The sequence below is a fragment of the Nonomuraea sp. NPDC005730 genome, assembly GCF_040630865.1.
GTDB lineage: Bacteria > Actinomycetota > Actinomycetes > Streptosporangiales > Streptosporangiaceae > Nonomuraea.
In genome coordinates, this window is record NZ_JBEXYK010000053.1 from 55,951 (window position 1) to 75,147 (window position 19,197).

17 protein-coding genes are annotated in these 19,197 nt (G+C 72.8%); 12 read left to right on the top strand and 5 right to left on the bottom strand.

From position 1 onward, the window contains the following. Positions 1-98 precede the first annotated feature (98 nt). Together ABZ444_RS38880 and ABZ444_RS38885 are read right to left on the bottom strand one after the other, a co-directional pair. Entirely contained in the window at positions 99-1,508 is a 1,410-nt protein-coding gene (locus ABZ444_RS38880) for a rhamnulokinase family protein (RefSeq protein ID WP_358008444.1), read from the bottom strand. Then, a complete protein-coding gene (locus ABZ444_RS38885) occupies positions 1,505-2,518 on the bottom strand; it encodes a substrate-binding domain-containing protein (protein WP_358008447.1) in 1,014 nt (337 codons plus the stop codon). The genes ABZ444_RS38880 and ABZ444_RS38885 overlap by 4 nt, the downstream gene beginning before the upstream one ends. A 135-nt stretch (positions 2,519-2,653) precedes the next feature. On the opposite strand from ABZ444_RS38885, the gene ABZ444_RS38890 reads away from it, so the two are divergent. The 3 genes from ABZ444_RS38890 to ABZ444_RS38900 are packed head-to-tail and all read left to right on the top strand — an operon-like array spanning position 2,654 to position 6,181. Continuing rightward, positions 2,654-2,971, top strand: a complete 318-nt coding sequence (locus ABZ444_RS38890; protein WP_358008450.1) for an L-rhamnose mutarotase — start codon at positions 2,654-2,656, stop codon at positions 2,969-2,971. 10 nt (positions 2,972-2,981) lie between these two features. Beyond that, a complete protein-coding gene (rhaI, locus tag ABZ444_RS38895) occupies positions 2,982-4,136 on the top strand; it encodes an L-rhamnose isomerase (RefSeq protein ID WP_358008453.1) in 1,155 nt (384 codons plus the stop codon). Positions 4,137-4,141: 5 nt separating this feature from the next. Next, the gene (locus tag ABZ444_RS38900; RefSeq protein ID WP_358008456.1) at positions 4,142-6,181 is read left to right on the top strand and encodes a bifunctional aldolase/short-chain dehydrogenase; all 2,040 of its coding nucleotides are present in this window, start codon (positions 4,142-4,144) and stop codon (positions 6,179-6,181) included. 16 nt (positions 6,182-6,197) lie between these two features. Here the strand turns inward: ABZ444_RS38900 and ABZ444_RS38905 are convergent, their stop codons facing one another. Further along, positions 6,198-6,737, bottom strand: coding sequence for a hypothetical protein (locus tag ABZ444_RS38905; RefSeq protein ID WP_358008459.1), 540 nt, complete (start codon positions 6,735-6,737; stop codon positions 6,198-6,200). 164 nt (positions 6,738-6,901) lie between these two features. On the opposite strand from ABZ444_RS38905, the gene argC reads away from it, so the two are divergent. From argC to ABZ444_RS38945, 8 genes are all read left to right on the top strand, one after another. Beyond that, on the top strand, positions 6,902-7,924 hold the full coding sequence (gene argC / locus ABZ444_RS38910) for an N-acetyl-gamma-glutamyl-phosphate reductase (protein WP_358008461.1): 1,023 nt from the start codon (positions 6,902-6,904) through the stop codon (positions 7,922-7,924). Then, positions 7,921-9,072, top strand: coding sequence for a bifunctional glutamate N-acetyltransferase/amino-acid acetyltransferase ArgJ (argJ, locus tag ABZ444_RS38915; RefSeq protein WP_358008464.1), 1,152 nt, complete (start codon positions 7,921-7,923; stop codon positions 9,070-9,072). The genes argC and argJ overlap by 4 nt, the downstream gene beginning before the upstream one ends. Continuing rightward, positions 9,069-9,944, top strand: a complete 876-nt coding sequence (gene argB / locus ABZ444_RS38920) for an acetylglutamate kinase (protein ID WP_358008467.1) — start codon at positions 9,069-9,071, stop codon at positions 9,942-9,944. Before argJ ends, argB begins: the two co-directional genes overlap by 4 nt. Further along, the gene (locus ABZ444_RS38925) at positions 9,941-11,107 is read left to right on the top strand and encodes an acetylornithine transaminase (protein WP_358008470.1); all 1,167 of its coding nucleotides are present in this window, start codon (positions 9,941-9,943) and stop codon (positions 11,105-11,107) included. The genes argB and ABZ444_RS38925 overlap by 4 nt, the downstream gene beginning before the upstream one ends. After that, entirely contained in the window at positions 11,104-12,051 is a 948-nt protein-coding gene (argF, locus tag ABZ444_RS38930) for an ornithine carbamoyltransferase (protein ID WP_358008473.1), read from the top strand. Before ABZ444_RS38925 ends, argF begins: the two co-directional genes overlap by 4 nt. Next, positions 12,048-12,554 carry an arginine repressor gene (locus tag ABZ444_RS38935; protein WP_358008477.1) on the top strand — a complete coding sequence of 169 codons (507 nt, stop codon included), beginning with the start codon at positions 12,048-12,050 and terminating at the stop codon, positions 12,552-12,554. The genes argF and ABZ444_RS38935 overlap by 4 nt, the downstream gene beginning before the upstream one ends. 78 nt (positions 12,555-12,632) lie before the next feature. Beyond that, positions 12,633-14,054 (top strand): argininosuccinate lyase, encoded by a 1,422-nt coding sequence (gene argH / locus ABZ444_RS38940; protein ID WP_358008479.1) that lies wholly within the window; start codon positions 12,633-12,635, stop codon positions 14,052-14,054. Then, positions 14,036-14,902: a DNA-3-methyladenine glycosylase gene (locus ABZ444_RS38945; protein WP_358008482.1), complete on the top strand. Its 867-nt coding sequence runs from the start codon at positions 14,036-14,038 to the stop codon at positions 14,900-14,902. The genes argH and ABZ444_RS38945 overlap by 19 nt, the downstream gene beginning before the upstream one ends. Here the strand turns inward: ABZ444_RS38945 and ABZ444_RS38950 are convergent. After that, on the bottom strand, positions 14,842-15,243 hold the full coding sequence (locus ABZ444_RS38950; protein ID WP_352330053.1) for a PH domain-containing protein: 402 nt from the start codon (positions 15,241-15,243) through the stop codon (positions 14,842-14,844). The genes ABZ444_RS38945 and ABZ444_RS38950 overlap by 61 nt on opposite strands. Positions 15,244-15,330: 87 nt before the next feature. On the opposite strand from ABZ444_RS38950, the gene tyrS reads away from it, so the two are divergent. Next, a complete protein-coding gene (gene tyrS / locus ABZ444_RS38955; RefSeq protein WP_358008485.1) occupies positions 15,331-16,596 on the top strand; it encodes a tyrosine--tRNA ligase in 1,266 nt (421 codons plus the stop codon). A gap of 110 nt (positions 16,597-16,706) precedes the next feature. Here tyrS and ABZ444_RS38960 read toward each other — a convergent pair whose 3' ends face one another. Further along, on the bottom strand, positions 16,707-18,266 hold the full coding sequence (locus ABZ444_RS38960) for a glycosyltransferase family 39 protein (RefSeq protein WP_358008488.1): 1,560 nt from the start codon (positions 18,264-18,266) through the stop codon (positions 16,707-16,709). Positions 18,267-19,197 lie beyond the last annotated feature (931 nt).

The following is a 19,197-nucleotide window of genomic DNA, read 5'->3' on the forward strand; positions in this document are numbered from 1 at the left end:
CCCCGGCGCCCGTGCCCCCCGGTCCCGGTCCTCCCCCTCGCAGGCAGGAGGAAACCCGAAGTCCCAGGTCAAAGGCGTACTTGGGGGACAGTTGGGCGTCAGGCCAGGCGGGCGGCGGCCTCCGCCCAGGCGGCGGCGTCGCCGGAGGGCTCGTACCGGCGCAACTCGTGCGTGGCGGCCACCAGCGCGCGCATCCCGGCCAGGTCGGCGACCAGCCCGGCCGCCCGCGCCTGCACCAGGACGTTGCCGAGCGCGGTCGCCTCGGCCGGCCCGGCCACGACCGGCAGCCCGCAGGCGTCGGCGGTGAACCGGCACAGCAGCTCGTTGCGCGACCCGCCGCCCACCAGGTGCACGACCTCCACCTCGCGACCCGACAGCTCCATCGCCTGCCGGATCGCGTTGCGGTGCCCGAGCGCCAGGCTCTCCAGCACGCAGCGCACGAAGCCCGCGGGCGTCGAGGGCGGCCGCTGCCCGGTGCGGCGGCACTCGGCGGCGATCCGCGCGGGCATGTCGCCCGGCGGCAGGAACACCGGCAGGTCGGGGTCCACCACGGCGGCGAAGGGACGTTCGCGCGCCGCCGCCGCCAGCAGGTCGTCGAGCGAGGAGCCGGGCCAGGCCCGCAGGCACTCCTGCAACAGCCACAGCCCCATGACGTTGCGCAGGTAGCGGACCGTGCCGTCGATCCCGGCCTCGTTGGTGAAGTTGGCCGCCCGGCCCGCCTCACTGAGCACGGGGGCGGGCAACTCCACCCCGGCCAGCGACCAGGTGCCGCACGAGACGTAGGCGAACGCGGGCCCGGCGGCCGGCACGGCGGCCACGGCCGAGGCGGTGTCGTGCGAGGCCACCGCCCGCACCGGCGCCGAGAAACCGATCTCCGCCGCGACGTCGCGGCGCACCCCGCCGATCGGCTCGCCCGGCTGCCGCAGCCGGGGGAAGATCCCCTCGGGCAGACCCAACCGGTCGATCAGCGGCACCGCCCAGGACCGGGTGCGCACGTCGAGCAGGCCGGTGGTCGAGGCGTTGGTCACCTCCGCGCCGATCTCGCCGGTCAGCCAGTAGCCGATCAGGTCGGGAACGAGCAACATCGTCGCGGCCCCGTCGAGCCGGTCGGCCAGGAGCTGGTAGACGGTGTTGAACGGGAGCACCTGCAGCCCGGACACCGCGTACAGCGCCTCGGCCCCGATCAGCTCGGCCACCTGCCCGGCCACCCCCCGCGTACGGTCGTCGCGGTAGTGGACCGGGTTGCCGAGCAGCGCGCCGGTCTCGTCGAGCAGGCCGTAGTCGACGGCCCACGAGTCGACCCCGATCGAGGTGACCGGCCCGGCCGCGCGCAGACCGGCGAGGATCTCGCGGTAGAGGCCCAGGACGTCCCAGTGGAGGCGGCCGGCCAGGCGGACCGGGCCGTTGGGGAAGCGGTGGACCACGGACGTGGCGAGCCCGTCCGACAGGTCGGCGACCAGCACCCGGCCGCTGGAGGCGCCCAGGTCCACGGCGGCGAATCTGCTCATTGGGTGGACTCCCTCGCGACCAGTTCGGGCTGGAACATGATGTGCTGGTGGGCGTGCTCGTCCGGGTTGTCGCACTCGTCCAGCAGCAGCTCGGTGGCGATGCGGCCGAGCTGGTACGTCGGCTGCCGCATCGAGCTGAGTGACACGGCCGAGGCCGCGGCGAACTCGATGTCGTCGTAGCCCATCAGCGCCACGTCCTCGGGCACCCGCACCCCGGCGCGCAGCAGGGCCCGCAGCACGCCCAGCGCGAGCAGGTCGTTGGCGCAGAACACGGCCCCGGGCAGGCCGTCCGCCATCAGGTCGGCCGCGGCCTTCTCGCCCGCGCGGGCGGTCATCGCGGCCACCTCGACCACCCGCAGCGAGGCGGGGTCGAGCCCGGCCGCCGCCAGCGCCTCCACCGCCCCCCGCCGCCGCTCGGCGCACTGGCGCACGGTCAGCGGCCCGCTCACGTACGCGACACCGGCCGCACCCCCGTGCCCGCCCCTGGCCAGCAGGTGCGCCACCGCGGCCCGGCCGCCCGCGACGTCGTCCACCGCGACCGCGCACTGGTCGGGCCGGTGGGCCGGATGGTCGACGAGCACGACGCTGATGCCGCGCTCGCGCAGCCGGTCCAGCCGGGCCGGGTCCTCGCCGGACGGGGTGATCAGCACGCCGCGCACCCGCTGCTCGGCCAGCACGCCCAGATTGCGCTCCTCCTTGCCCGGGGAGCCGGCCGAGTTGCCGAGGATCACCGCGTAGCCCAGCTCGCTGGCGACGTCCTCGACCCCGGCGGCGACCTCGGTGAAGAACGGGTTGCCGATGTCGATGACGCTCAGCCCGATCGTCCTGCTGTGGCCGGCGCGCAGGGTCGAGGCCGAGCCGTGCCGGACGAAGCCGAGCTCGCGGATCGCGGCCTCCACCCGTTCGCGGGTCGCCGGGGCGACCTTCGCCGGTCTGTTCAGGACGTTGGAGACCGTCCCGGGGGAGACGCCGGCGCGGGCGGCGACGTCCTTGATGCTGACCATGGCCATGGCGCCACATTAAAACGTACCAACGGCGAGGTTGGCCAGTCCTGCCGATCTGGCGGCGCCGGACGCATTGACAGCGTCCCCGTGTGATCGTAGTTTCCTCCGCGACAGATTAAAACGTTTTGAAGAGGGGTGACCGTGCGACGCGTCTGCTTCCTGCTCAAGGTCCGTCCCGAGCGGCTGGCGGAGTACCGCGAACGCCACCGGGCCGTCTGGCCGGACATGCTCGACGCGCTGCGCGGCGCCGGCTGGCACAACTACTCGCTCTTCCTGCGCGACGACGGCCTGCTGGTCGGCTACCTGGAGACCGCCGACTTCGAGGCCGCCAGGAAGGCGATGGCCGCCACCGAGGTCAACGCCCGCTGGCAGGCCGAGATGGCGCCCTTCTTCGAAGACCTCGACGGCCGGCCCGACGAGGGCATGCGGCCGCTGGACGAAGTGTTCCACCTGGACTGATCGGGGAGTCATGACCACTGACCTCAAGGCCGCCCTGCGCGCGCTGCACATCGAGACGCCGTCGTGGGCGTACGGCAACAGCGGCACCCGGTTCAAGGTGTTCGCGCAGCGGGGCGTGCCGCGCGACCCGTACGAGAAACTGGCCGACGCCGCCCAGGTGCACGCCCACACCGGCGTCGCGCCCACGGTCGCCCTGCACATCCCCTGGGACAAGGTGGCCGACTACGGCCACCTGGCCGCCCACGCCCGCGAGCTCGGCGTCGGCATCGGCGCGATCAACTCCAACGTCTTCCAGGACGACGCCTACATGCTCGGCAGCGTCACCAACCCCGACCCGGCGGTCCGCCGCAAGGCGCTGGCGCACCTGCTGGAGTGCGTGGACATCATGGACGCCACCGGCTCGGCCACCCTCAAGCTCTGGTTCTCCGACGGCACCAACTACCCCGGCCAGGACGACATCCGCACCCGCCAGGACCGCCTGGCCGAGGCCCTGTCCGCGGTGTACGCCCGGCTCGGCGAGGGGCAGCGCTTCCTGCTGGAGTACAAGCTGTTCGAGCCCGCCTTCTACACCACCGACGTGCCCGACTGGGGCACCGCCTACGCCCACTGCCTGAGGCTCGGCCCCAAGGCGCAGGTCGTCGTGGACACCGGCCACCACGCGCCGGGCGTCAACATCGAGTTCATCGTGGCGTTCCTGCTGCGCGAGGGGAAGCTCGGCGGCTTCGACTTCAACTCCCGCTTCTACGCCGACGACGACCTCATGGTGGGCGCGGCCGACCCGTTCCAGCTCTTCCGCATCATGTACGAGGTCGTGCGCGGCGGCGGGCTGGCGGCGGGCGTGGCGTTCATGCTCGACCAGTGCCACAACATCGAGCCCAAGATCCCCGGCCAGATCCGCTCGGTCATGAACGTCCAGGAGGCCACGGCCAAGGCGCTGCTCGTCGACCGGGACGCGCTGGCCGCCGCCCAGGCCGGGGGAGACGTGCTGGGCGCGAACGCCGTGCTCATGGACGCCTACAACACCGACGTGCGGCCGCTGCTCGCCGAGCTGCGCGCGGAGGCGGGCCTCGCGCCCGACCCGATGGCCGCATACGCCAAGTCCGGATATTTCGAGAAAATCGCTGCCGAGCGCGTCGGCGGCACGCAGGCCGGCTGGGGGGCCTGACCACCATGGACGTCATCAACGAACTGCTGGACCGCTCCCACCGCCTGGGCGCCGACCCGCGCAACACCAACTTCGCCGGCGGCAACACCTCCGCCAAGGGCCGCGCCCCCGACCCGGTCACCGGCCAGGACGTCGACCTGCTCTGGGTCAAGGGCTCGGGCGGCGACCTCGGCACGCTCAAGGAGGCGGGCCTGGCCGTCCTGCGCCTGGACCGCCTGCGCGCGCTCGCCGCCGTCCACCCCGGCGTCGAGCGCGAGGACGAGATGGTCGCCGCCTTCGACTACTGCCTGCACGGCAGGGGCGGCGCCGCCCCCTCGATCGACACCGCCATGCACGGCCTGGTCGAGGCCGCGCACGTGGACCACCTGCACCCCGACGCCGGGATCGCCCTGGCCACCGCCCGCGACGGCGAGGAGCTGACCCGGCGGATCTTCGGCGACCGCGTGGTGTGGGTGCCGTGGCGGCGGCCCGGCTTCCAGCTCGGCCTGGACATCGCCGCCGTCAAGGAGGCCAACCCGGAGGCCATCGGCTGCGTGCTCGGCGGCCACGGCATCACCGCCTGGGGCGCCACCTCGCAGGAGTGCGAGGCCCGCTCCCTGGAGATCATCCGCACCGCCGAGCAGTACCTGGCCGCCAACGGCCGCCCCGACCCGTTCGGGCCGGTGCTGCACGAGCCGCTGCCCGAGGGCGAACGGCACGCGCGGGCCGCCGCGCTGTTCCCGGTCGTGCGCGGGCTGGCCTCGTCCGACGCGCGGCAGGTCGGCCACTACACCGGCACCCCGGAGGTGCTGGACTTCCTCTCCCGCGCCGAGCACCCGCGCCTGGCCGCGCTCGGCACGTCCTGCCCCGACCACTTCCTGCGTACCAAGGTCGCCCCGCTGGTCCTGGACCTGCCGCCGGACGCGCCCCTGGACCAGGCGGTCGCCCGGCTGCGCGAGCTGCACGCCGCCTACCGCGCCGACTACACCGCCTACTACGAGCGCCACGCCACCCCGGACTCGCCGCCGATGCGCGGCGCGGACCCGGCGATCGTGCTGGTGCCCGGCGTCGGCATGTTCTCCTTCGGCAAGGACAAGCAGACCGCCCGCGTGGCCGGCGAGTTCTACGTCAACGCGATCAACGTCATGCGCGGCGCCGAGTCCGTCTCCGCCTACGCGCCCATCCCGGAGTCGGAGAAGTTCCGGATCGAGTACTGGGAGCTGGAGGAGGCCAAGCTGCGCCGGATGCCGAAGCCGAAGCCGCTGGCCGGGCGGGTGGCGCTGGTCACCGGCGCGGGCTCGGGCATCGGCGCGGCGACCGCGCGGCGGCTGGCCGCCGAGGGCGCGTGCGTGGTGCTCGCCGACCGCGACCCGGCCGCCGCCGGGAAGGTGGCCGCCGAGATCGGCGCCGGGGCGTACCGGGCGTCCGACGTCGCGGTGGCCGTGGAGGTGGACGTCACCTTCGAGGAGCAGGTGGTGGCCGCCGTACGGGCCGCCGTGCTCGCCTTCGGCGGCGTGGACCTGGTGGTGAACAACGCCGGCCTGTCGTTGTCGCGCTCCCTGCTGGAGACCAGCCTGGACGACTGGGACCTGCAGCACGACGTGATGGCGCGGGGCTCGTTCCTGGTCTCCCGCGAATGCGCCCGGGTGCTGATCGACCAGGCGATGGGCGGGGACATCGTCTACATCTCCTCCAAGAACGCCGTCTTCGCCGGGCCGAACAACGTCGCCTACGGCGCGGCCAAGGCCGACCAGGCCCACCAGGTCCGCCTGCTGGCCGCCGAACTGGGCGAGCACGGCGTCCGCGTCAACGGCGTGAACCCCGACGGCGTGGTGCGCGGCTCGGGCATCTTCGCCTCCGGCTGGGGCGCCAACCGCGCGGCGGTGTACGGCGTGGAGGAGGAGCGCCTGGGCGAGTTCTACGCCCGGCGCACCCTGCTCAAGCGCGAGGTCCTGCCCGAGCACGTGGCCGCCGCGGTCTACGCGCTCGCCGGCTCCGACCTGACCCACACCACGGGCCTGCACGTCCCGGTGGACGCGGGCGTCGCCGCCGCCTTCCTCAGGTGAGCCCCCGGTGGCGGCCTCACGAGTAGGCCGCCACCACCCCCACGACCATCAGCAGCGCCCCGGCGGCGGTGACCACGCCGCCCGCCGCCACGGCCGCCCGCCTGGCCCGCCGCCCCGCCCCGGCCCAGTAGAGCAGCACGTAGGGCAGGAACCCGATGCCGCCCAGCCCCACGGCGGGCAGGGCCATCGCGGCCAGCACACCCCTGGTCCCGGCCGGCGCCGCCCGGTCGCCCTCGGGCGTCAGCTGCGCCCGCGTCACGTCGCCCGCCGCGGAGTCGGGCGAGGCGTCCACCGGGACGGACGGCCCGCCGGAGTCGGGCGTGAAGCGGCCCTTGCAGTCGTAACGCCCCTTGCCCAGGTCGGCGCAGGAGAGCACGGTCAGCGTCCCCGGCGTGCCGGTCCGCCCGGTGGCCAGCCGGAAGTCCTGGACCGACAGCACCGCCGGCAGCACGCAGATCCCCACCCACAGCAGCACGATGACGGCGCGCCCGAACGGCCCGGGACCGGGCCCGCGCGACGGGGTGACGAAGGTGAGATCGGGCAGGAAGTCGCTCATGCCCGGCAGCATCCCGCCCCCCACTTGGGATTGGCCTGGAAAGGACTGGGACATGCCTCTGTCACCGGCGCGGCCCGTCCCAGCTTGCATAATCATCCTCTTGAGTGCATCATCTTCACAAGCAAGGTCATGAGATAGGGTGCATAGTTATGCAGGAGGGCCGGATGAGAGCAGCGATCGCGGGAGCCAGCGGCTACGCCGGAGGTGAGCTGCTCCGCCTCCTGCTCGGCCATCCCGAGTTCGAGATCGGCGCGCTCACCGCGGCCTCCAGCGCCGGCAGCCTGCTCGGCGCCCACCAGCCGCACCTGCCGCAGCTCGCCGACCGCGTCCTGGAGGAGACCACGCCGGGCGTGCTCGCCGGGCACGACGTGGTCTTCCTCGCGCTGCCGCACGGCCACTCGGCCGCCGTCGCCGCCGAGCTCGGCGAGGACACGATCGTGGTCGACTGCGGCGCCGACCACCGGCTCGCCGACCCCGCGGCCTGGCAGGAGTTCTACGGCGGCGACCACGCCGGCACCTGGCCCTACGGCCTGCCCGAGCTGCCCGGCCAGCGCGACGTGCTGCGGACGGCCCGGCGCGTCGCCGTCCCCGGCTGCTACCCGACCTCGGTGCTGCTGGCCCTGTGGCCCGCCTTCGCCGCGGGCCTGGCCGGTCCCGACGTCGTCGTGGTGGCCGCCAGCGGCACCAGCGGCGCGGGCAAGGCGGCCAAGCCCCACCTGCTGGGCAGCGAGGTCATGGGCTCGGTCAGCGCGTACGGCGTGGGCGGCGTCCACCGCCACACCCCCGAGATGGAGCAGGGGCTGTCCGCCGTCGCCGGCGCCCCCGTACGCGTCTCCTTCACCCCCACCCTGGCCCCCATGAGCCGCGGCATCCTGGCCACCTGCACCGCCCCCGCCGCCCCCGGCCTCACCCGCGAGTCGCTGCGCACCGCCTACGAGGTCGCGCTGAAGGCCGAGCCGTTCGTCCGGCTCCTGCCCGAGGGCGTCTGGCCGGCCACCTCCATGACGTACGGCGCCAACACCGCCGCCCTCCAGGTGACGCTCGACGAGCGCGCCGGCCGCGTGGTCGCCGTCATCGCCATCGACAACCTCACCAAGGGCACGGCCGGTGGCGCGGTCCAGAGCGTCAACCTCGCCCTCGGCCTGCCGGAAGAGCTCGGCCTTCCCCTGACAGGAGTTGCTCCATGAGTGTCACCGCCCCACTGGGCTTCCGGGCCGCGGGCATCGCCGCCGGCATCAAGTCGGGCGACGCCCGTGACCTGGCCCTCGTCGTCAACGACGGGCCCGGCCGCGCCGCCGCGGGCGTCTTCACCGCCAACCGCGTCAAGGCCGCCCCCGTGCTCTGGTCGCAGCAGGTCCTGGCGGGCGGGCGGCTGCGCGCGGTGGTGCTCAACTCCGGCGGCGCCAACGCCTGCACCGGCCCCGAGGGCTTCCAGGACGCCCACGCCACCGCCGAGAAGGTCGCCGAGGTCATCGGCGACAGCGCCGGCGAGATCGCGGTCTGCTCCACCGGCCTGATCGGCGAGCGGCTGCCGATGGAGGCCCTGCTGACCGGCGTCCAGACCGCCGCGGGCCAGCTCTCCCGCGACGGCGGCCTGGCCGCGGCCGACGCCATCCGCACCACCGACACCGTGTCCAAGATCTCCTTCAAGCGGGCCGACGGCTACATGGTCGGCGGCATGGCCAAGGGCGCCGGCATGCTCGCCCCCGCCCTGGCCACCATGCTCTGCGTGATCACCACCGACGCCGACCTGACCAGCGAGGAGCTCGACACGGCGTTGCGCGCCGCCACGGCGACGACCTTCGACCGGCTCGACTCCGACGGCTGCATGTCCACCAACGACACCGTGCTGCTGCTGGCCAGCGGCGCCGCCGGGGTCAGGCCCGACCTGGCCGAGTTCGGGCAGAAGGTGCAGGAGGTCTGCGCCGACCTGGCCAGGCAGCTGCTCGTGGACGCCGAAGGCGCCTCCAAGGCGATCGCCGTCGAGGTCGTCGGCGCCGCCTCCGAGGACGACGCCGTCGAGGTGGGCCGCACCGTCGCCCGATCCAACCTGCTCAAGTGCGCCATCCACGGCGAGGACCCCAACTGGGGCCGCGTCCTGGCCGCCGTCGGCACGACGAAGGCCGCCTTCGAGCCCGACCGCGTCAACGTCGCCATCAACGGCATCTGGATCTGCCGCGACGGCTCCGTCGGCGACGACCGCTCCAAGGTCGACATGCGCCCCCGGGACGTGACGATCACCATCGACCTGTCGGCCGGCCGCCACAGCGCCACGATCCACACCACGGACCTGACCGCCGAGTACGTCCACGAGAACTCGGCGTACTCCTCGTGAGGGCCGTCACCGCGGCCACCAAGGCCGAGGCGCTGATCGAGGCCCTGCCCTGGCTGACCCGCTTCCACGGCGCGACCGTCGTCATCAAGTACGGCGGCAACGCCATGACCGAGGAGTCCCTCAAGGAGGGCTTCGCCGAGGACGTCGTGTTCCTGCACCACGCCGGCCTGCGCCCGGTCGTCGTCCACGGCGGCGGCCCGCAGATCAGCAGCGCCCTGGACAGACACGGCATCGAGTCCACCTTCACCGCCGGCCTGCGCGTCACCACGCCCGAGGCCATGCAGGTCGTCAGGATGGTCCTGGTCGGGCAGGTGGGCCGCGACATCGTCGGCCTGGTCAACCGGCACGGCCCGTTCGCGGTCGGCATGTCCGGCGAGGACGCCTGCCTGTTCACCGCCGAGCGCAAGCTCGCGCTCGTCGACGGCGAGCCGGTGGACATCGGCCAGGTCGGCGAGATCGTCAAGGTCGATCCCGGCGCGGTGCGCGCGCTGATCGACGACGGCCGCATCCCGGTCGTCTCCAGCGTCGCCACCGGCGCCGACGGAGAGATCTACAACGTGAATGCGGACACCGCGGCCGCCGCGCTGGCCGTGGCGCTGGGCGCGCAGAAGCTGATCGTCCTCACCGACGTCGAGGGCCTGTACGCCAACTGGCCCGATGACACCGACGTGATCGACCAGCTCGACGCCGACGAGCTGGAGAAACTGCTGCCCACGCTGTCCAGCGGCATGGTGCCCAAGATGGAGGCGTGCCTGACCGCCGTGCGCGGGGGAGTGCCCCAGGCGCACGTCCTCGACGGCCGCGTGCCCCACTCGATGCTGCTGGAAATCTTCACCAACGAAGGAATCGGAACCATGGTGATGCCCTCATGAGCCTCCACGAGCGGTTCGAGCAGGCGTTCATGCCCAACTACGGCGTCCCCCCGATCGCCCTGGCCCGCGGCGAGGGCACCCGCGTCTGGGACGTCGACGGCAAGGAGTACCTCGACTTCATCGGCGGCATCGCGGTCAGCTCGCTCGGCCACGCCCACCCCGCCCTCGTCGAGGCGGTCTCCAAGCAGGTCGCCACGCTCGCCCACACCAGCAACCTGTTCCTGCACGAGCCCGAGGTGCTGCTCGCCGAGCGGCTGCTCGGCCTGCTCAACGCGCCCGCCCGGATCTTCTTCGCCAACTCCGGCACCGAGGCCAACGAGGCCGCCTACAAGCTCGCCGTCAAGTACGGCCGGCGCGAGGGCCGCTCCTACTTCGTGGCCGCCGAGAACGGCTTCCACGGCCGGACGATCGGCGCCCTGTCGCTGACCGGCAAGAAGGCCATCCGCGACCAGTTCGGCCCGTTCCCCGTCGACGTGCGCTTCGTCCCGTACGGCGACGCCGACGCGCTCAAGGAGGCGGTGACCGGCGACTGCATCGCGGTGTTCCTGGAGCCGACGCAGGGCGAGGCCGGCGTCGTCCCGCCGCCCGAGGGCTACTTCGAGGCCGCCCGCGAGATCTGCGACTCGACCGGCGCGCTGCTGGTCGCCGACGAGATCCAGTCGGCGATCGGCCGTACCGGCCACTGGTTCGCCCACCAGGCCGACGGCGTCACCCCCGACATCCTGACCCTGGCCAAGGGCCTCGGCGGCGGCCTGCCGATCGGCGCGTGCGTCGGGTTCGGCGAGGCCGGCCGGCTGTTCGACAAGGGCGACCACGGCTCGACGTTCGGCGGCAACCCGGTCTCGTGCGCGGCGGCGCTGGCCGTGCTGGACAACCTCGACCTCGACCACGTCAAGTCGGTCGCCGCCGGGCTGCGCGGCGGCCTGGAGGCGGTCCGCCACCCGCTGCTGAAGGGCGTGCGCGGGCGCGGCCTGTGGCTGGCCGCGGTCCTGAAGGAGGAGCGCTCCGCGCGGGTGCAGCAGGCCGCCGCCGAGGCGGGCTTCCTGGTCAACGCCCTCCAGCCGGACGCCGTACGCCTCGCGCCGCCGCTCGTGGTCACCCACGAGGAGGTGAACGCCTTCGTCGAGGCGTTCCCCGCCATCCTTGAGGAGGCGTCGGCGTGACCAGGCACCGCGCGGACTCGGCGCAGGTCAGACACTTCCTGAGGGACGACGACCTGAGCCCCGAGGAGCAGGCGGAGGTCCTCGACCTGGCCGCCGCGATGAAGAAGGACCGGTTCGGCTACCGGCCGTTCGAGGGCCCGAAGACCGTCGCCGTCCTGTTCGACAAACCCTCGGCCCGCACCCGCGTCTCCTTCCACACCGGCATCGGCGAGCTCGGTGGCCTGCCGCTCGTCGTGGACAACGTCGCGGTGCTGATGGGCAGGGGCGAGCCGACCGCCGACATCGCCCGCGTGCTCGACCGCCAGGTGGCCGCCATCGTGTGGCGCACCACCGGGCAGCGGCTGGTCGAGGAGATGGCCGCCGCCTCCGCGGTGCCCGTCGTCAACGCGCTCACCGACGACTTCCACCCCTGCCAGATCCTCGCCGACCTGCAGACCGTCCGTGAGCGGCTGGGCGGCACGGCCGGGCTGACGCTGACCTACGTCGGCGACGGCGCCAACAACATGGCCCACTCCTACCTGCTCGGCGGCGCCACCGCCGGCATGCACGTCCGGATCGCCGCCCCGGCCGGCTACCAGCCCGACGCCGTGATCCTCGGCCAGGCCGCCGCCGTCGCGGCCAGGACCGGCGGATCGGTGGTCGCGATGACCGACCCGGCCGCCGCCGTCCAGGGGGCGCACGTGATCGCCACCGACACGTGGGTGTCGATGGGACAGAGCGGCGAGGAGGAGCGGGCGGCCGCGTTCTCGCCGTACCAGGTGAACGCCGGGCTGCTGGAGCAGGCCGCGCCCGAGGCGATCGTCCTGCACTGCCTGCCCGCCTACCGGGGCAAGGAGATCACCGCCGACGTCCTCGACGGGCCGGCCAGCGTCGTGTGGGACCAGGCCGAGAACCGGCTGCACGCCCAGAAGGCCCTGCTCCACTGGCTGGTGACCCGCGGATGACCATCCCGATGACCAAGGCCGGGCGGCAGGCGAAGATCACCGACCTGCTGCAGCGCAAGGCCGTGCGCTCCCAGCCCGAGCTGGCCAAGCTGCTGGCCGAGAGCGGCGTCGAGGTCACCCAGGCCACCCTCTCCCGCGACCTGGACGAGCTCGGCGCGCTCAAGCTGCGCGCCGACGACGGTTCCCTGGTGTACGCGCTGCCCGGCGAGGGCGGCGACCGCATCCCGCTCACCAGGACCGGCGGCGGCGAGACCCCGGCGGCGCGCCTGCACCGCATCGCCGAGGAGCTGCTGGTGGCCGCCGAGGCCTCGGCCAACCTGGTCATGGTCCGCACCCCGCCGGGCGCCGCCCAGTTCCTCGCCTCCGCCATCGACCACGCCGACTGGGAGTCGATCCTCGGCACGGTGGCGGGCGACGACACGATCCTCGTCATCAGCCGGGATCCGGCGGGCGGGCAGGCCGTCGCGGAGGCGCTGCTGCGCGTGGCGGACCGGCGTGGCTGACCCGGTCGCCGGGATCGCGGCCGCCCCTGACACCAAGAAGGGCTGAGTTGCACTATGGTCGCGTGGGAAATGGAGGAGATGACGGTGAGTGATGGCAAGCCGATGCGGCTGTGGGGCGGGCGCTTCGAGAGCGGTCCGTCCGACGCGCTGGCCCGGCTGTCGGTGAGCGTGCACTTCGACTGGCGGCTGGTGCCGTACGACCTGGCGGCGTCCAGGGCGCACGCCCGCGTGCTGCACAGGGCGGGGCTGCTGAGCGACGAGGAGCTCGAGCGCATGATCGGCGCGCTCGACGACCTGGAGGCCGCCTGCAAGGCGGGCGAGTTCCGCCCGACCGTGGCCGACGAGGACGTGCACACCGCGCTGGAGCGCGGCCTGCTGGAGCGGCTCGGCTCGCTCGGCGGCAAGCTGCGCGCGGGCCGCAGCCGCAACGACCAGATCGCCACCGACCTGCGCCTCTACCTCCGCGACCACGTGCGCAGCATCGTCTCCCGCCTGGTCGAGCTGGAGACCGCGCTGATGGCCCAGGCCGAGCAGCACGCCGAGACCGCCGCGCCGGGCATGACGCACCTGCAGCACGCCCAGCCCGTCTCCTTCGGCCACCAGCTCCTGGCCCACGTGCACGCCTTCACCCGCGACATCGACCGCCTCACCGACTGGGACAAGCGCGCCGCGGTCTCCCCGCTCGGCTCCGGCGCCCTGGCCGGCTCCTCGCTGCCGCTCGACCCGCAGGCCGTGGCCGAGGAGCTCGGCTTCTCCGCCGCCGCGCCCAACTCGATGGACGCCGTCGCCGACCGCGACTTCGCCGCCGAGTTCCTGTTCGACGCGGCGATGATCGGCGTGCACCTGTCGCGGCTGGGCGAGGAGATCGTCCTGTGGGCCTCGCAGGAGTTCCGCTGGATCGAGATGGACGACGCCTACTCCACCGGCTCGTCGATCATGCCCCAGAAGAAGAACCCCGACGTCGCCGAGCTGGCCCGCGGCAAGTCCGGCCGCCTGATCGGCAACCTCATGTCGATGCTCACCACGCTCAAGGGCCTGCCGCTGACCTACAACCGCGACCTGCAGGAGGACAAGGAGCCGGTGTTCGACTCGGTCGACACGCTGCTGCTCGTCCTGCCCGCCATGGCCGGCCTGGTCGCGACCATGCGCGTCAACACCGCCCGCATGGAGGCCTCGGCGCCCGACGGTTTCGCCCTGGCCACCGACCTGGCCGAGCTGCTCGTGCGGCGCGGCGTGCCGTTCCGCGACGCGCACGAGGCCGTCGGCCACCTGGTGGTCTGGTGCCAGGTCAACGACAAGGACCTCGGCGACCTGACCGACGACGAGCTGGCCAAGGTCTCGCCGCACCTGACGCCCGACGTCCGCGACGTGCTCAACGTGCCCGGCGCGCTGGCGGCCCGCAAGGCCCACGGCGGCACCGCGCCCGACCGCGTACGCGACCAGCTCATCGCCCTGCGCGAGGCGGTCGACGCGCAGGCGGCATGGGCCTCGGGCAGCTGAGCGCCGCGCCGCTGCCGCGGAGTTTCTTCGACCGGCCCTCGCACGAGGTCGCGCCCGACCTGCTCGGACGCGTCCTCGTGCATGGCCCGGTCGCCGTCCGCCTCACCGAGGTCGAGGCGTACGGCGGCCCCGGCGAGGACCCGGCGGCCCACACCTACCGCGGCAGGACACCCCGCAACGCCGTCATGTTCGGCCCGCCCGGCCACCTGTACGTGTACTTCACCTACGGCATGCACTTCTGCGCGAACCTCGTCTGCCTGCCCGAGGGCCACGGCTCGGCCGTGCTGGTCCGCGCCGGCGAGATCGTCGCCGGCCTGGACGAGGCCCGCTCCCGCCGCACCCCCACCGCCGGCCGGGCCCCGACGGGCGGTCAGGGCGGTCAGGGCGGTCGGGGCAGCCGGGGCGGGCGGGTGCCGGACCGTGACCTCGCCCGTGGCCCCGCCAGGCTGGCCGTCGCGCTGGGCCTGCTGCGCGAGCACAACGGCCTCGACGCGATCTGGGAAGGCTCACCCGCCGCGCTGGGCCCCCTGACCGGGACCTTCGGCGACCCTGGCGACCCCGGGCATCCCGGCCCCGGACCGCAGCACGCCACCTGGCTCACCGGCCAGGGGACGGAGCACGCGACCTGGCTCACCGGCCTGCCCCACGGGTCGGCCGCCGTGCTCGAAGGCCGGCCCGCCGACCCCGGGACGATCAGGTCAGGCCCGCGCACCGGCGTCTCGACCGCCAAGGAGACCCCGTGGCGGTTCTGGATCGACGGCGATCCGACCGTCTCGCCGTACCGCGTTCACGTGCCGCGCCGGCGCAGCTCCGCGGCCACCTCCGTGGGGGAGACGCCCAGCTCGTGAGCGCTGAAGACGTGCAGGTGGTCGCCGGTGTCGATCTCCAGCATCTCGCTGCGCAGCCCGAACCGCCTGCGCACGTCCACCGTGACGTCCTCGATCGCCGCCCATGGCACGTGCCGCCGGCCGGCGAACCCGTGCACCACCGTGATCCCGTCCGCGTCGGCCGACAGCCGTACCGGCACCAGTACGTCGCGCAGCCCCATCCCGCCCACCAGCACGGCCGCCGGCACCGCGAGGATCACCCCGCGCACATCCCCGGCCACCCACCAGAAGACGGCGAGCCCGGCGCACGCCAGAGCCCCTAAGATCTTGAAAACGGCCAGCTCGCGACGGACCCTCCACATGGACACCGAGCGTATCCAAGTGGCGCGCCGGCACACCGATCGGGCAGGCTAAAGGCACCGACTCCGACTCAGGGAAGCCACATCACCGTGACCGACATCATCGACGACCTCGCGTGGCGAGGATTGATCGCCCAGTCCACCGACCTCGACGCGCTGCGCGCGTCCATGGCCAAGGCACCGATCACGGTCTACTCCGGTTTCGACCCCACAGCGCCGTCCCTGCACATCGGCCACTTCGTGCCGTTGCTCACGCTGCGCCGCCTGCAACTCGCCGGGCACAACCCGATCGGCCTGGTCGGCGGGGCCACGGGCCTGATCGGCGACCCGAGCGGCCGCAACACCGAGCGTTCGCTCAACTCCAGCGAGATCGTCGCCGAGTGGGTGGAGCGCCTGCGCGGCCAGGTCGGCAAGTTCCTCGACTTCGACGCGGAGTCCAACCCGGCCCGCCTGGTCAGCAACCTCGACTGGACCGGTGAGCTGAGCGCCATCGACTTCCTGCGCGACATCGGCAAGCACTTCCCGGTCAACCGCATGCTCGCCAGGGAGTCGGTCTCCGCCAGGCTCGCGGGGGAGGGGCTCAGCTACACAGAGTTCAGCTACCAGATCCTGCAGTCCAACGACTACCTGGAGCTGTTCCGCCGCTACAACTGCACCCTGCAGATCGGCGGCAGCGACCAGTGGGGCAACATCACGGCGGGCGCCGACCTGATCCGCCGCATCGAGGGCGGGCACGTGCACGTCCTGACCCAGCCGCTGATCACCAAGGCCGACGGCACCAAGTTCGGCAAGACGGCGGGCGGCGCGCTCTGGCTCGACCCCGAGATGACCTCCCCGTACGCCTTCTACCAGTACTTCCTCAACTCCGACGACCGGGACGTGATCCACTACCTGAAGGTCTTCACGTTCCGCAGCCGCGAGGAGATCGAAGAGCTGGAGAAGGCGGTCGCCGAGCGCCCCTTCGCCCGCGAGGCCCAGCGCACGCTGGCCGAAGACCTCACCGAGCTGCTCCACGGCCGCGCCGAGCTGGAAGCGGTCATGGCCGCGTCGAAGGCGCTGTTCGGACAGGGCTCGCTGGAGGACCTGCCCGGCTCCACCCTGGAGGCCGCCCTGGCGGAGGTCCCCAAGGCCACCGTCGCCGAGCTCGGCGCGACCTTCGTCGACCTGCTGGCCGACAGCGGGCTGGTCGAGTCGAAGTCGGCGGCCAGGCGCGCGGTCAAGGAGGGCGGCGCCTACCTGAACAACATCAAGATCACTGACGAGGCATACGTGCCCGAGGCGTCCGACCTGCTGGCGGGCCGGTTCATGGTCCTGCGCCGCGGCAAGAAGTCGATCGGCGGCGTCGAGGTCGCCTGAGCCGAACCGGCAAGGCGGGTCCCACGGGGCCCGCCTTCCGCATGGCCGGGCGGGCCCGGCGAGGCTCACTTTCCGCATGACGAGGCGGGCCCCGGGGAGGCCCGCCTGTCTCATCTCCGCGCTGACGTCCGCGCCGGCTGCCGCCCCGGTTTCCGGTCTGGTTTCCGTTCGAACAGGGCCACCGTCAGCCCCGGAAGATCCGCCGAGTGCTTGACCGACACCGGCTCGAACCCCGCCTGTCTCACCTGTGCCACCCGCGGCACGGAGTCGCCCTGCAACCCCGCCTGCTTGGTGCCCCGCCACACCACCCAGACCCGCTCGCGCCCCTTCAACGCCGCCGCGACCTCCGACCTTTCGGGGTAGCCGAACCCGTCGGCGTCCGGCATGTCACCCGTCTTCAGCACGTCGTCCGGCATCGCCGCGTCCGCGTAGTAGTCGAACCCGGCCCGGAGCTGGCTCTGCCCGTACACGATCGCGTCCCCCGGCTCGGCCCTGACCACCCGCAACGCCCAAGGGATGTTCTCGAACCGTCCGTTCTCCTCGCGTACCGTCACATGGTCGGAAGCCGCGAGCAGACCCCCCACCAGCACGAGGGCCACCCCCACCGGCACCGGGAACCGCGGCACCCCCGCCACCGCTACCCCCGCCAGCAACGCCAGCGCGGGCGCCGTCACGAACAGGTACCGGTCCACGTACGCCGGCGTCACCAGCTGCGAGACCGCGAGCAGCAGCAGCGGCGGCAACACCAGCCACCCCACCCCCGCGACAGCCCACCGACCCCCGTCCCCGGACACGGCATCCCGCCCCGCCGAACCGTCACCATCCCCCCACACCTGATCAGGCCCCGGGGAACCGTCACCATCTCCCCGCACCCGATCCGGACCCGCCGACCGGCGCCCGCCCTCTCGCACCCGATCGCGGCGCGCCGTCGACTTCCAGAGGACCACCGCGCCGGCCAGCGCGACCGCGAACAGCAGCACCCCGGCCGCGCCCGAGCCCGCCGCCATCTTCGGGAACTTGAGCCACACCTCCGGCCCACGCTGCGGGATCCAGCTGATCGCGTGCCGCTCCCCGAACCCGATCAGTCCCAGCACGACCGCGGGCAGACCTCCGATCCCCAGCGCCACCCCCATCCGCATCAGCAGCCCACGCCGCGCCAGGGCAAGGTGCGCGGGGAGCGCCAGCACCGCGAACAGATGCGTGCAGCACACCAGCGCCACCGCCACCCCGTACGCCACCCACCGCCCCCGGCTCGAACGCTCCACCGCCCGGTGCAGCGCCCAGAACGAGAACACCACCGCGGCCGCCGCGAACGCGTAGGACCTGGCGAAAGCCCCGTAATAGGAAACGGACGGCAGGATCGCGAACAGCGCCGCCCCGATCACCCCCGCCCGCACACTGTGCAGCCGCCTCCCGAGGTCGGCGAGGAACCAGGCCGCCACCCCGATCGCCACCGCCGACGGCAGTCGCAACCACAGTTCGGCCGTGCCGGCCTCCACCCAGAAGTGCATGAACAGGTAGTACGGCAGGAAGTGCCCGTCGATGTGCCGGGCCAACTCCCACAACCCCGCCAGTGACCGGGAAGCCGCGCTGACGGTGGCCAGCTCGTCACCGTTCAGCGTGGCCGCACCCGTCCCCGAGAACGCCACCGCCCCCGCGACCAGAGCCATCCACCAAGGGGCGGAGGAACGCAGACGGGTCGCAGGTTGGACCGAAGGGGCAATTGTGGCGGCAGTGGTCACCGGGGCAGAATACGCGCCCCTCCGAACCCCCGCCCTGCACTCTCAACCCGGCAGCCGTCCGATCGAGCTGGTCGGCGCCCTTGCCTCACCGCCGCCTCCACGCGCCGGTCACTGCCTTCGTCGCGACGCCCCGAAGCCAACACAACCCCGCACCTCAGAGCAGCAAGTCCGGCAACCCAACCCCTGCCGCGCCCCGCCCCGCCCGCAGACCCCTGATGAGCCGCCCCACACCGCTGCCCTCGCCACACCCGAGCCGGTTGCACTCCCATCTCCTACCAACCCACCCTCGCCGAGCTCGCCGATCACTCCCTCCCTCAGCCATCACCGCCCCCCGGCCGTGGCCCGCCCTCGTCGGCGATGGCTCGCGCGGCACGCATGACGAGCACCTTCACCCCGCGTTCCGCCATGCCTCCGGCCGGCGATTTGACGTGTCGCGGATCGCGACCTAATCTTTCACTTCGTCCCCGGAGCGAGCCGGACGCCGATCAGGCGGACGGGCCCCGGGACAAGCCCCTTGAGATGACAAGCCACCTCGGTCGAGGCGCTTCACCGCGCTTTGGCATGGGTTGTCCTCAGGCGCCCGAAGCACGCCGAATAATCGGTTGATTCGACAGGTGCCGGATGACACGGTAAGTTACGAGGGTTGCCTCGGAAGCGGGGCATCCAATCCTAGATAGGTTTGGTCCGATTTGTTCAAGTCTCCGGATTTGACACGAAATCGGCGGACCTGCTAAGATTAAGAAGACGAAATGAACGCCTCTGAACGAGGATCCGGGAACGGGTTCTGGTGAGGAAGTACGCGTCCGTTTCTTGAGAACTCAACAGTGTGTTAAAAGCCAGTGCATGAAACACATGCATA

Coding starts and splice junctions, on each gene's coding strand:
- ABZ444_RS38925 (WP_358008470.1), top strand. CDS start 9,941: ATGAGCCTCCACGAGCGGTTCGAGCAGGCGTTCATGCCCAACTACGGC.
- ABZ444_RS38945 (WP_358008482.1), top strand. CDS start 14,036: ATGGGCCTCGGGCAGCTGAGCGCCGCGCCGCTGCCGCGGAGTTTCTTC.
- ABZ444_RS38900 (WP_358008456.1), top strand. CDS start 4,142: ATGGACGTCATCAACGAACTGCTGGACCGCTCCCACCGCCTGGGCGCC.
- argH (WP_358008479.1), top strand. CDS start 12,633: ATGACGGTGAGTGATGGCAAGCCGATGCGGCTGTGGGGCGGGCGCTTC.
- argJ (WP_358008464.1), top strand. CDS start 7,921: ATGAGTGTCACCGCCCCACTGGGCTTCCGGGCCGCGGGCATCGCCGCC.
- ABZ444_RS38950 (WP_352330053.1), bottom strand. CDS start 15,243: ATGTGGAGGGTCCGTCGCGAGCTGGCCGTTTTCAAGATCTTAGGGGCT.
- rhaI (WP_358008453.1), top strand. CDS start 2,982: ATGACCACTGACCTCAAGGCCGCCCTGCGCGCGCTGCACATCGAGACG.
- ABZ444_RS38885 (WP_358008447.1), bottom strand. CDS start 2,518: ATGGCCATGGTCAGCATCAAGGACGTCGCCGCCCGCGCCGGCGTCTCC.
- ABZ444_RS38905 (WP_358008459.1), bottom strand. CDS start 6,737: ATGAGCGACTTCCTGCCCGATCTCACCTTCGTCACCCCGTCGCGCGGG.
- ABZ444_RS38935 (WP_358008477.1), top strand. CDS start 12,048: ATGACCATCCCGATGACCAAGGCCGGGCGGCAGGCGAAGATCACCGAC.
- argC (WP_358008461.1), top strand. CDS start 6,902: ATGAGAGCAGCGATCGCGGGAGCCAGCGGCTACGCCGGAGGTGAGCTG.
- ABZ444_RS38960 (WP_358008488.1), bottom strand. CDS start 18,266: ATGGCTCTGGTCGCGGGGGCGGTGGCGTTCTCGGGGACGGGTGCGGCC.
- ABZ444_RS38880 (WP_358008444.1), bottom strand. CDS start 1,508: ATGAGCAGATTCGCCGCCGTGGACCTGGGCGCCTCCAGCGGCCGGGTG.